The following is a 12,923-nucleotide window of genomic DNA, read 5'->3' as shown; positions in this document are numbered from 1 at the left end:
AGTCATTAAAATATTTAAGAGTCATTTGTTGTTGACAAAATAATTTAATACTACTAAAATTAAAAATTATTCAACAATATTATCTAAAAAACTTAATAATTAGCAAGCTATGATTGCTATGGATCACACTATAGCAGGAGCAGCTTCTGGAGAGACCGCGGATTCCGCGGCGCCGAAGGGTTCACAATCTCAGGCAAAAGGACAGAAGAGTACTGAATATATATTTGTCATGCTGACAATTGTCAGCTTAATAAGTATTATTTGTTATTCTTAGACCTAAGAGATTGGAGGACATCCAATCTCTTTTTTTATTGGGTTTTTTAAATTTTAAGGGGGAGTCAAGGTTGGCACAGCAAGAATTAAAGAGGAATTTAGCAAATCGGCACGTTCAACTTATCGCAATTGGCGGCACCATTGGTACCGGATTATTCCTGGGGTCGGGTAAAGCCATCCAACTGGCTGGCCCATCCATTATCTTTGCTTATTTAATCGTAGGTATTGCCTGTTTCTTTGTGATGAGGGCGCTGGGGGAACTCCTGCTGTCTAAGGCGGGCTATCAGTCTTTTACTGACATTGCCGAAGATTACCTTGGACCGCGAGTTGCGTTTGTAACGGGATGGACCTATTGGTTTTGCTGGATTATGACCGCTATGGCTGATGTGATTGCTGTTGGTGTATATGTACGATATTGGTTTGATATCCCACAGTGGATACCTGCAATTGTCTGTTTGGTCGTCTTATTGGGCCTCAATCTATTAACGGTAAAGCTTTTTGGAGAATTGGAGTTCTGGTTTGCCTTAATAAAGGTCATTACCATTCTTGCCTTAATCGGAATTGGGATCATTTTGCTAGTGATGGGATTCAAGACAGATGCAGGGGCGGTTTCTATTAAAAATCTTTGGGAACATGGCGGCCTTTTTCCAAATGGAATGACAGGCTTCTTGCTTTCATTCCAAATGGTCGTTTTCGCATTCGTTGGTGTGGAATTAGTGGGTGTATCGGCAGCGGAAACAGCCAATCCGGAAAAAAATATCCCATCGGCCATTAATAAAATTCCTTTGCGGATTTTATTTTTCTACGTTGGCGCATTGATTGTTCTTCTATGTATTAATCCATGGACAGAACTGAATGCCGCTGAAAGTCCGTTTGTCAAAACGTTTAGTTTAGTCGGGATACCGATTGCCGCAGGAATTATTAATTTTGTCGTTTTAACTTCTGCCGCTTCTGCTTGTAACAGTGGGATGTTTTCAACAAGCCGGATTTTATATAATTTAAGCAACAATAGCCAGGGACCAGCCAATTTTGCTAGACTGAATAAAAATCATGTGCCAAGTAACGCGTTGTTGATTTCGACTCTTGTCCTGACAGGGGGAGCGCTCCTTAGCAAGCTTATTCCGGAGCAGGCTTTTGGAATTGTGACAACCATTAGTGCCATTTGTTTTATTTGGGTTTGGGGCGTCATTCTGATTTGTCATGTAAGGTATAAGAAAACTCGTCCGGACTTACAGGCAAAGTCAAAATTTAAAGCACCATTTACACCATTTGTTAATTATGCGGTCCTGACCTTGTTTGCGGCGATTCTCATCATCATGCTGTTCGCCGACGCTACCCGTCCGGCCCTATTGTTGACACCACTATGGTTTATTCTATTATTTGCTTTGTATTCCTATAGAAGGAAAAAAGAGAAAAAATTAAAATTATCAGCATAGAATCAAATTGGGTAAAAGAAATGGAGCCGGTATTGAAACCAGGCTCCATTTTGATGTAACTTAATTTTTCCTAATTAAATGATCCGAACTGTCACCATTCCAGGAATTTGTTTTACTTTTTCCTCTAATCCTGGAATAACTTCACCGTTTACTTTATTATCAATGTCAATAATTGTATAGGCATAACCCCCGCGGCTTCTGTTGACCATATCAGCAATGTTTAAATGATAGCTGGATACTGCAGATGTAATCTGTCCAACCATATTTGGAACATTCTGATGGAATGCTGCTACGCGCCGCTTACCAGTATAAGGCAGGCTGGTATTTGGGAAATTCACTGAGTTTTTGATATTGCCTGTTTCTAAAAATTCCTTCACCTGACGAGCTGCCATGATCGCACAATTTTCCTCTGATTCTATTGTAGAGGCGCCTAAGTGTGGAATCGGAACTGTATTTTTCATTTTGATCACATTTTCATTCGGAAAATCGGTAATATACTTTCCAACTTTTCCGCTTTCGAGAGCGGCAGCCATGTCTGTTTCATTGACAAGTTCACCACGGGAGAAGTTTAAAATATGAACACCAGCCTTCATGATGCTGAAGGTTGCTTGGTTAAACATTCCTCTTGTGTCATCGGTTAGCGGTACGTGAACAGTGATATAGTCTGATTCTGCAAATAACTGTTCAATCGTCATGGCCCGCTGCACATTGCGGGACAAATTCCAAGCGGTATCAACAGAGATAAATGGATCAAATCCGATAACATCCATATCTAAATCCAGCGCATCATTGGCCACAAGTGCACCTATCGCTCCTAATCCAATAACACCCAACGTTTTCCCTTTAATTTCTTTTCCGACAAATTGCTTTTTGCCTGCTTCGACAAGCTTTGGAATTTGTTCGCCTTCACCATCTAACGACTTAGTCCAAGCTACACCGGCAAAAAGGTTACGGGAAGAAGCTATTAATGAGGTAAGGACCATTTCTTTTACAGCGTTGGCATTTGCCCCAGGGGTATTGAACACAACAATACCTTGCTCTGTACATCTATCGACCGGAATATTATTGACACCTGCTCCTGCTCTTGCGATTGCCTTTAAATTTTCACCGAATTCTAACGAGTGCATATTAAAGCTGCGAACAAGGATGGCATCAGGATTTTCACTGCCGTTGTCAACCAGAAAGCCGTTCTTATTGAATACGTTTAGCCCTCTTTCCGCGATATTATTAAGGGTTTTGATGGTGTTCACTTTTTCTACAGCGATAGTGCTCATTTTTCTTCCTCCTTTTATAAGCAGAAAGAGGTAAGGGAGTTAATTCCCTTACCTCTGCCCAGGCGAACGGCTTCGACACCGTGTGCTCCCTCGCGGTTATCCGCGTTTCGCCAGTTACACACGGCCTTTTAAACTTATTACATCGTATCACAAATTTTCATAATTTTCTACCCTAAATGATTCATGGGGGCGGTTCTTTTGTTTTAAAGCAAAAGAACCGCCCCCAGGGTTCAGCCTATCGCAGGAAGAGCGCCAGGAGCCCACCAGCTGTGATGAGAATAATAATAATTTTTGCGATCAATGGAAGAGAATTGTTTCCCTTTTGATTAAGCTGTTCTTCCTGTTCGTTCACTACTTTCCGATAGTTTGGGTTACAGCAGCCCATTAGGCCACCTTGTTCCAGCCAGATATGTCTTCTTCGAGAGGAAGATTATTGGCACGAGCCTTTTTAGCGGCATTAAAGAATAATGCGAGCAGGATTAATGTGCCGATGACACCGCCAATCCATGAAACAGTTACGGATAATCCGAATCCGATTGGTGCGTTTAGAATATAAGTGATAACCATCAAAAGCATGAACGTTCCAGGAATCAGCGGAACAAAGTAGTTTTTCTTCGCAATATAGAGATACATAGCGCCGACAAACAAAGCAATGACCGCTGTTGATTGGTTGGCCCAGTTAAAGTATCTCCATAAAATATTAAAGTCGATTTGAGTTAATGCTGCTGAAATCACAAAAAGTGGAACAGCAATCCATAAACGGCTGGATAATTTCTTTTGCGCGATATTTAAGTATTCTGCAATGATCATCCGTGCACTGCGGAAAGCAGTATCCCCTGAAGTGATCGGCAGGACAACGACACCAAGGACAGCGAGTGTACCGCCGATTGCACCAAGCAGTGTTGTGGAGGCTTGACTGACCACTGCACCAGGTCCGCCGGCAGCAAGGACTTCCTGTAAGCCATTATAGCCATGGAACATGCTCATTCCGGCAGCAGCCCAAATCATCGCGATAATTCCTTCTGTGATCATCATACCGTAGAAAATTTTACGGCCTTCTTTTTCATTTTGCGTTGTACGTGATATGATCGGTGTTTGTGTTGCATGGAATCCTGATAAAGCGCCGCATGAAATCGTGAAAAACAATAATGGAAAAATCGAAGCGCCAGCAGGGTGGAAATTTTTAAAAGAAAGTTCTGGAATTGGCTGGCCGGTAACGACTAAGCCTATTCCTACGCCGATGGCACTGATTAAAAGCAGCGCACCGAAATAGGGATAAAGACGGCCGATAACTTTATCAACTGGTAAGAGTGTAGCCAAAATGTAATAGAGAAAGATAGCACCAATAATAACTGCTAAAGCCACCTTGCCATCCATCAAGACATTTAAAAGGGCGGCTGGTGTTGTCACAAATACAGTACCTACTAATAGAAGTAGCAAGACAGCAAAGCCATTGACAACGTGTCTCATTACTTTTCCTAAAAATCTACTGGCAAGCTCCGGCAGATGGGCGCCACGGTTTCGGATGGAAATCATTCCAGTTAAATAATCGTGTACCGCACCGGCAAAAATACAGCCAACCACAATCCAGATAAAGGCGACCGGCCCATATAAAGCACCTAAAATGGGCCCATAAACTGGTCCAGTTCCGGCAATGTTTAATAATTGAATTAAAGAGTTCTTTGGTGTACTCATTGGCAAGTAGTCAACACCATCATTATTGACAAAGGCCGGTGTTGCTCTGCTTTCTTTGACGCCAAACAATTTTTCAACGAATTTGCCATACGTGAAATAACCGATAATTAACAAGGCAATCCCTGCAAGAAATGTATACAAGTTTTTTCCCCCTCTTTACAAACGGATGAATGCGTTTACATATTTAAGTATAAAAGAGAGAAATTGAGATATGGGTAATTTGTGACTAACAGGTAGATTTTTGGGATTAACATGTTTTCTTTTAGGTCTAAGATGCTGAAATTTAAAATATTTGCTTATCTGTTTACATATTAAATTTCGAGTCTTGTTCTTAATCCCTTTACATAATTCCTGCTAACAGACAGCATTTCCTTTCTTCCTTCGATTTGCAGCTGATAGGCACCATTAAACCAAGGAGTCAAGCGAGTTACATAGTCAAGATTCACAAGGAAGCTTTTATGAATTCGGAAGAAACCAAAAGTGGTCAGCCTAACCTCCAATTCCTTAAGAGGAATTTTCGTTTCAAACTCACCGTTGTTCGTGATCAGCCTTGTCCATTTGTCATCCCTGTAAATATAAAGGATATCCTTTGGTTCAATATAGAAAATTTCCCCTTCTGTTTCAATGGCCAGCTTTCCGGATTGTTTACCTGCGTCCGCATCCGCATCTGTGGGAGTGCTCCTATTTTTTATAATACGGCTAACCGTCTCCTTTAACTGTTCCTCGTCATAAGGCTTTAGCAGATAATCTACGGCATTAAAGCGAAAAGCTTCCACGGCAAATTGCGGGTAGGCCGTAGCAAACACGACTAATGGTGCCTTTTTTAATTCCATCAATAATTTTGCGGTACTCATCCCATTCATTTTTGGCATTTCAACATCCAGAAAAACGACATCTGGCTGAAGCTGAATGGCCTTCATGATTGTCTCCTGGCCGGATTCTGCTTCCCCGACAATTTGAATAGCAGGGAAATTCCCTAACAGGTGTTTAAGTTCATCCCTGCTGTATAGTTCATCATCTACAATCAAGGTTCTAATCAATTGTTCCATTTAGCCCACCTCCAAACAAGGAATAGAAAGGGAAATTTCTGTCCCGATATTAATTTCGCTTTTTACATCAAGGGCAGCTTCTTCGCCAAACACCATCGTCAATCTGCGATTTACATTATAAAGGGCTAACCCGTTTCCAAATTCAGAAGCTATCGGTGCTTTGCTGATCTGCCCGGCCCGCTCCGTGCTCATTCCAACCCCATTGTCCTCAATTTTCACGTATGCCGACTCTTGCAGTTTTTGAATTGTAATTTTTACAACACAATTGCTGACCTTGTCTTTAATCCCGTGCTTGATGGCGTTTTCAACAATTGGCTGCAGAGTCAGGGGCGGAATCTGTTGCAGAAGGGCGTCTTCTTCTACTTCATAGATAACTTTCAATTTATTGATAAATCTTGCTTCTTCAATCGCCAAATAGGCTTTCACATGTCGCAATTCCTGTTCAAGTGTTGTCATGTTTTGAGTTGTGATGGATAGGTTCTGCCGTAAAAAATGCGACAGTGAGACAAGCAGTTCCCGTGCCTTTGCTGGATTGATACGAATGAGTGAGAGAATCGTATTTAACGAGTTAAATAGAAAATGTGGGCTTATTTGTGCTTGAAGAGCCTTAATTTCCGCTTCCTTTGCCAGTTGATAGGATTTATCCGCTTCAGCAATCTCAAGCTGGTTGCTTAATAGCAGGCTTAGACCAGAGATCAGTTCCATGATGACTGGGGTGATTTCTTTTTCTGAGCGGAAGAAAAATTGCAAGGTTCCAATTGTCTCTCTCCGTTGTTTTAAAGGTGCAATGACGACGGCGTCAAGCGGACATCCCTCGGTGTCACAAAGGGTATTTCGCCGTGAAGTGGTAATTTCCCCCTTCTTTATAACGTCCTGTATGATGTTGGTTTGAATCGCTTGATGTGGTAAATGATGATCATGGCCTTGGCCGACATGGGCCAATATTTCCACTGAATTTGTCATGGTCACGGCACTCGTATTCATTTCATTATGGAGAATGTGGCAAACCACTTTGGCCGATTCGGTATTGAGTCCATTCCGGAGAAAGGCCAGAGTTTTGTCAGCGATACGCAGTGTTTTTTGGGCTTGCAGGGCCCCTGCTTTCTCTTCTTCATTTATGACACTTTTAATAATGAGAAGGAAAAGAGCACAGCCAATCCCATTTGCAATAATCATCGGCAGGCCAATAATTTCAACTAAATCCCACGCTCTTTCAAACGGCCGGGAGATTAATAGAATGACCAGCATTTGTACAGATTCTGCAATGGCACCAAGCAGAAAAGAAGACTTTAGTTTTACATGCTTGTCTTTCTTATGGAAGAATCCTGCCAGTATTCCGGTGAGAATCGTGGCAAGCCCGCATGATATGGCTGTAAACCCACCTAATGTAAAGCGGTGCAGCCCCGCAATTAATCCGGCGCCAATGCCGACACGATAGCCGCCCAGAAGACCTCCTAAAACGACACCTATGACCCGGGAGTTGGCAATCGCTTCATCCGAATTTAACTCCGAGATCCAGCGATTAAATTGAAGACTATTTGTACTAAGTGTCAGTCCTGAATACGTGCCGATAATCCCAAAGAAGCCAAAGAAGACTATCGCAAGCACTTGCTGTTTTCGATTCAATTCCTCCCGATAAATCATGTCGCGAAAGAAAGGGAATCTTGTCAACACAAAGGCTATCATCACAAGGATTCCAAGCCGCTCTACCATCGTAACTAATAATTCAAACATGGAAATCCTCCTTTTTTGTGCTTTCTAAGAATAACCACCTTTCTCCTATTGTAACAGTATTAATAATATTCGTAATTATTTTTAAAGGAAACTGCGAGACAACTGTCGATTTGTTATAAATACCTTTCCATCATTTTAAAGTAAAAATTTTTTCTATTAATTTTTTTAATAAATTCCGCTAGATTACAAGAATGAAAGCGTTTAACTATTTTTTCGAATAGAAATAAGATTCTAAAAATTCAGTGCAAAATCTTTACATTGAAATAATATTAGTATTTAATAGATATATATAACTAATTTTGTCGAAAAATAGGGGGAAAGAAGGACATGAGAAAAATCCTTAATAAGTCGTTTCTGCTTTTTACTGTTCTTTTACTTGTTGTCTTAACAGCATGCAGTAATAATTCAGAAACTTCTGGCAAAAAGGGCGATACGAAAGAAAGCGGCAAGGCCGTGGAAGCAAAAATCGGTGTTGTTTCCTATTTAACTGGACCTGGAGCAGCTTACGGTGAAGCTATTACTAACGGTTTTAATTTAGCGAAAAAAGAAATTAATGCAAAAGGCGATGTCAAAATCGACCTTGTTGTTGAAGACTCAGCAGGTAAACAGGAACAAGCTTTATCTGCAGCTCAAAAGTTAATGAGTGACGATAGTATTGTAGCCCTATTGGGACCTACTTTAAGTACAGAAATGAATGTTGTCGGCCCTGAGGCAGACTTGAATGGTATTCCAATCATGGGTACATCTACTACTGCTGAAGGAATCCCACAAATCGGTGACTATGTATTTAGAAACTCACTGCCAGAAGCACTAGCTATTCCTGCAGCAGTGAAAAAAGCAGTTGATAAATACAAAGTGAAGAAAGTGGCTATTCTTTACGGAAATGATGATGTGTTTACAAAGTCCGGTTATGACACGATGAAAAAGACAGCTGAAAAAATGAAGCTTGATGTAGTAACAACTGAAACCTTCCAAAAGGGTCAGGCTGACTATAATGCACAATTAACAAAAATTAAGGGCCTTCAACCGGACTTAATTCTATGTTCAGCTCTATATAATGAAGGTGCTGTTATTATGGACCAGGCCCGCAAACTGGGAATTGATGTACCATTTGTCGGCGGTAACGGATTTAACTCTCCACAGGTTATTCAAATTGCTGGACAGGCTGCTGATGGACTGATTGTGGCAACTCCTTGGTTTGGCGATAAGCAAGATCCAAAAGTTCAAGAGTTCGTGAAAAAGTATGAATCCGAATATGGCAAGAAACCAGACCAATTCGCAGCACAGGCTTATGATGCGCTTTATATCATGGCTGAAGCACTAAAAAATGCAGGCGAAGCGGACCGCGATGCACTGCGTGATTCTCTTGCTGAAATTAAGGATTTCCCTGGGATCCTTGGTAAATTCTCCTTTGACAAGGATGGAGACGTTGTGATGGATCCAACCGTTCTTATTATTAAGGACGGGAAGTTCCAAATTTTCGAATAAGCTTGAACGTTCGATAGTTTGAAGGTTATCAAACAGAACAATGAATCACTACTATCAGCTGCTCCCCGCTACAGGCTGCCAAAGCCTAAAGGCGGGGGGCTTTAATTACTACTACTGGTTTTTGAAAAAATGGAGTTAGAGGGTGAGATGTTTTGCTATTAGAACAGCTAATAAACGGAATCACGCTAGGAAGCATCTATGCCATCGTTGCCCTTGGATTTACGCTGGTTTTTGGAGTTCTTGGCATCATTAATATGGCGCATGGCGAAATCTTTATGTTTGGCGCTTTTGTAGGCGTCATGGTCACAAGTACATTGGGTTGGCCGATTTGGATGGCATTTCTAGCTGCAATTATTGTCACCGCAATTTTAGGTTATATGCTTGAGCGATTTGCCTTAAGACCGCTTCGCGGAAAAAAGGGCGTATCGCACCTTGCCCCATTAATCAGCACAATCGGGGTATCAATTTTACTGGAAAATCTATCGCATCACTTATTCGGCGCGGGTAATCATCCGTTTAAAAATGCGTTTGCTGAAATACATTTTACAATTGGTTCTATCACTATCTATGTAGTGCAAATCGTCATTTTTGTGATTTCAGTTGTGTTAATGATGGCTCTTTCGTATTGGCTGTCTAAAACAAGAGCAGGGAAAGCCCTCCGTGCGACAGCGGAAAATTTGGATACAGCTAGTATCCTTGGTGTCAATACGAGACAGATCATCACTTTAACAGTCGTGATGGCATCCGCGATGGGCGGAATTGCCGGTATTCTTGTTGGGATGGCGTTTAACTCCGTTAACCCGCAAATGGGCTTATCGATGGGGCTTAAAGGACTTGCCATCATTATCCTTGGTGGAATGGGCAATGTGAAAGGCGCTATGGCTGGCGGATTGATTCTTGGATTAGCCGAAACGCTCATTGTCGCTTATGGAGATTCAGGATATCGGGATGCTATTGCATTCCTCGCAATCATCGTGATTCTTTTAATCCGGCCGCAGGGACTATTCGGCCAAAAGACATCTGAGGGAAGGCCGTGATGATATGCTTGGAGACTTTTTAAATCCATACTACCTTCAAGTCGCTTCGTTTATTATGATTAACATTATTTTAGGCTTAAGTATTTATGTTACCCTTTCTTCCGGACAACTCTCTTTAGGGAATGCCGGATTTATGGGGATTGGAGCCTATACATCAGCATTATTAACCATTAACTACGATCTGCCCATTGTTGTCAGTGTCATTGCAGGAGCTATCGTTGCAGGACTAGTCGGTATTCTAATCGGAATTCCGTCACTTCGGTTAACGGGGGTTTATTTGGCGATTGCCACCCTTGGTTTCGGTGAAGTCATTCGGGTGTTCCTTATTAATTGGGAATCTCTTACTAAGGGTGCAGTTGGTCTTTCAGGTATTCCGCAAATCGGCAGGGAACTGCTAAAGGTCTCCAGGGATGCTGGATTTAATCCGCTGGACATTGGCTTAAAAAATAATCAGTACGTTTATTTACTGGTACTAATTATATTGGTCATCATCAATATTCTTTTAATCTGGTTCCTTGTTAGACAAAATAAATCCCGTGTCGGCCGTGCTTTTGCAGCCATTAAAATGGATGAGAAAGCGGCGGAGGCAATGGGAGTCAATATCACGTATTATAAAGTTTTATCTTTTGTTCAAGGGGCGGTTATATCAGGTTTTGCGGGCGCATTATTCGCCCATGTTATGGGCTATATCAGCCCTGCTGATTTTTCCTACCATCGCGCCGTTGAGATTTTGATTTTCGCGGTATTCGGCGGAAGCGAAGTCATTTGGGGCTCTATTTTTGGTGCCGCCTTTATGACCTTGATGCCAGAGGTATTGCGTTTTATCAGTGAATACCGTTATATGATTTATGGTGCCATTTTGATTTTAATGATGGCATTCCGCCCACAGGGAATTATTGATGTTCCCCTTTTACAGAAGTTTCAGCTGTCAAAAAGGAGGGGTAAACATGGTTCTAAAAATTAACAACATCACGAAAAATTTTGGCGGTATTTCAGCGTTAACTGATGTTTCTTTTTCCATTAAGGAAGGAGAAATCTACGGTCTTATTGGTCCAAACGGTGCAGGGAAAACGACTATGTTTAATATGATTACGAATATGTTCCCTCCAACATCGGGCGAAATTACCTTTTTAGATGAAAAAATTACCGGATTTAAACCACATAAAATTACCAATAAGGGAATTTGCCGGACCTTCCAAAACATTCGTCTTTTCTCTCAAATGACGGTTCTGGAAAATGTGTTGGTTGGAGGGCACACCCGCAGTAAATCAGGTGTCTTTAGCGGTGTACTGAGGACAAAGGGACAGCGTGCTGAAGAAGAAAGATTACGTGTAACTGCGAAGGAGATTCTCGAATTAGTAGGCTTATTGGAGTTTGAGGATGCGATTGCGGAAAACCTAGCTTATGGCCAGCAAAGACGGCTAGAAATTGCGAGAGCTTTAGCAAGCAATCCAAAGCTGTTATTATTGGATGAACCCGCTGCTGGTATGAATGATACCGAAACAGCTGATTTATATCATTTGATTAAAAAGGTCCAGGAGCGAGGCATCACAACTCTGTTAATTGAACATGACATGCCGCTTGTCATGAGGCTGTGTGATCGAATTACCGTTTTAAACTTCGGTAAAAAGCTTGCTGAGGGAACACCGGATGAAATTCAAAATAACCAAGCTGTTATTGAAGCCTACCTCGGATCAGAGGGAGATGATGAAATTGCTTAAAGTATCTGGAATTGAGACATTTTACGGAAAAATTCAGGCCCTAAAAGGAGTCAGCCTGGAAGTGGAACAAGGGAAAATTGTCACGATCCTAGGGGCGAACGGGGCCGGAAAAACAACAACGATGAAAACAATTGCCGGATTAATTAAGCCGAAGACCGGAACCATTGAGTTTCTTGGGGAAAATGTCACTGGCTTGAGACCGGACCAGCTAGTTAAAAAAGGGATTTCTCTTGTTCCTGAGGGAAGGGCCATATTGTCGGGAATGACTGTCATGGAAAACCTTGATATGGGGGCTTACCAAAGAAAAGATAAAGAGGTTGAAAAGGACCTGGAAGATGTCATGAAAAGATTCCCTATCTTAAAAGAGCGGAAGAATCAGCTTGGCGGAACACTTTCAGGCGGACAGCAGCAAATGCTTGCCATCGCCCGCGCATTGCTGGCACGTCCTAAATTATTATTGCTGGACGAGCCTTCAATGGGACTAGCTCCATTGATCGTGGCGGAAATTTTTAAAATTATCAAGGAAATCAAAGATGCCGGCACTACTGTGCTTGTCGTCGAACAAAATGCGAAACAGGCCTTGAAAATAGCTGACTATGGATACGTGTTGGAAACCGGGAAGGTTATCATTCACGGGAAGGCGAAGGAACTGTTGGAAGACCCAAGAATTGTCGAAGCATACCTTGGAAGAAAGTCGGAAAAATAGCGATATGAAAAGGAGATTGCCGATGCAATCTCCTTTTTTGATTGCGCGCCCGGCATGGGTGCAGTCTCTAGGGTGAAAGTCCCGAGCCATGAAGGCAGTAGTAGTGGTTAGCTTAACGCAAGGGTGTCCGTGGTGACGCGGAATCTGAAGGAAGCGAACGGCAAACCTCCGGTCTGAGGAACACGAACTTCATATAAGGCTAGGTATCATTGGATGAGTTTGCAATCCAAAACAAAGTCCATACTGCCGAAGGTGGTACAGAGTAAATGAAGCAGATAGATGGAGGGAAAGACTGCACTCTTACCCGGGGAGGTCTGATTGACAAGCCAAGTACACTTGGTAACCTGTCTAGCAATGGATAGCTGAACAATCAGAAGTCAGCAGAGGTCATAGTACCATTCTAACTCGAGAATGAATGGGGAGGACTGAACTATTAAGAGAGAATGAAGTCTGTACATTCGGCAATTGCATTGAACACAGACAATCCGAAAGGACCTACCTAAAGGAGGA

General features: G+C 42.0%; 10 protein-coding genes and 2 riboswitches. Of the genes, 6 read left to right on the top strand and 4 right to left on the bottom strand.

The window, feature by feature from the left end; all coding sequences use genetic code 11:
• Positions 1 to 136 precede the first annotated feature (136 nt).
• Positions 137 to 215: riboswitch (glycine riboswitch) on the top strand.
• Between the two features lie 129 nt (positions 216 to 344).
• Entirely contained in the window at positions 345 to 1,709 is a 1,365-nt protein-coding gene (locus ACZ5B7_RS30075; RefSeq protein WP_464492169.1) for an amino acid permease, read from the top strand.
• Positions 1,710 to 1,783: 74 nt separating this feature from the next.
• Here ACZ5B7_RS30075 and ACZ5B7_RS30070 read toward each other — a convergent pair whose 3' ends face one another.
• The 4 genes from ACZ5B7_RS30070 to ACZ5B7_RS30055 form a co-directional block, all read right to left on the bottom strand.
• Positions 1,784 to 2,983, bottom strand: a complete 1,200-nt coding sequence (locus ACZ5B7_RS30070; protein ID WP_464492168.1) for a phosphoglycerate dehydrogenase — start codon at positions 2,981 to 2,983, stop codon at positions 1,784 to 1,786.
• Positions 2,984 to 3,032: 49 nt separating this feature from the next.
• Positions 3,033 to 3,111, bottom strand: a riboswitch (ZMP/ZTP riboswitch).
• A 256-nt stretch (positions 3,112 to 3,367) separates the two neighbouring features.
• Entirely contained in the window at positions 3,368 to 4,819 is a 1,452-nt protein-coding gene (locus ACZ5B7_RS30065; protein WP_423800223.1) for a carbon starvation CstA family protein, read from the bottom strand.
• A 170-nt stretch (positions 4,820 to 4,989) separates the two neighbouring features.
• A complete protein-coding gene (locus tag ACZ5B7_RS30060) occupies positions 4,990 to 5,727 on the bottom strand; it encodes a LytR/AlgR family response regulator transcription factor (protein WP_464492167.1) in 738 nt (245 codons plus the stop codon).
• The gene (locus ACZ5B7_RS30055; RefSeq protein ID WP_464492166.1) at positions 5,728 to 7,461 is read right to left on the bottom strand and encodes a LytS/YhcK type 5TM receptor domain-containing protein; all 1,734 of its coding nucleotides are present in this window, start codon (positions 7,459 to 7,461) and stop codon (positions 5,728 to 5,730) included.
• Positions 7,462 to 7,788: 327 nt separating this feature from the next.
• Between ACZ5B7_RS30055 and ACZ5B7_RS30050 the strand changes: the two genes are divergently transcribed.
• From ACZ5B7_RS30050 to ACZ5B7_RS30030, 5 genes are all read left to right on the top strand, one after another.
• Complete coding sequence (locus ACZ5B7_RS30050; protein WP_213147872.1) at positions 7,789 to 8,949, top strand: ABC transporter substrate-binding protein; 1,161 nt, start codon at positions 7,789 to 7,791, stop codon at positions 8,947 to 8,949.
• 152 nt (positions 8,950 to 9,101) lie between these two features.
• The gene (locus ACZ5B7_RS30045) at positions 9,102 to 9,986 is read left to right on the top strand and encodes a branched-chain amino acid ABC transporter permease (protein ID WP_213117017.1); all 885 of its coding nucleotides are present in this window, start codon (positions 9,102 to 9,104) and stop codon (positions 9,984 to 9,986) included.
• Between the two features lie 4 nt (positions 9,987 to 9,990).
• Positions 9,991 to 10,950, top strand: coding sequence for a branched-chain amino acid ABC transporter permease (locus tag ACZ5B7_RS30040; protein ID WP_464492165.1), 960 nt, complete (start codon positions 9,991 to 9,993; stop codon positions 10,948 to 10,950).
• Complete coding sequence (locus tag ACZ5B7_RS30035; protein WP_378586379.1) at positions 10,934 to 11,707, top strand: ABC transporter ATP-binding protein; 774 nt, start codon at positions 10,934 to 10,936, stop codon at positions 11,705 to 11,707. The genes ACZ5B7_RS30040 and ACZ5B7_RS30035 overlap by 17 nt, the downstream gene beginning before the upstream one ends.
• Complete coding sequence (locus ACZ5B7_RS30030) at positions 11,700 to 12,413, top strand: ABC transporter ATP-binding protein (protein ID WP_464492164.1); 714 nt, start codon at positions 11,700 to 11,702, stop codon at positions 12,411 to 12,413. Before ACZ5B7_RS30035 ends, ACZ5B7_RS30030 begins: the two co-directional genes overlap by 8 nt.
• The last annotated feature ends 510 nt before the right edge of the window (positions 12,414 to 12,923 follow it).

The organism is Neobacillus sp. S1115, from assembly GCF_055385565.1.
This window is presented reverse-complemented; position numbering and strand designations above follow the sequence as displayed.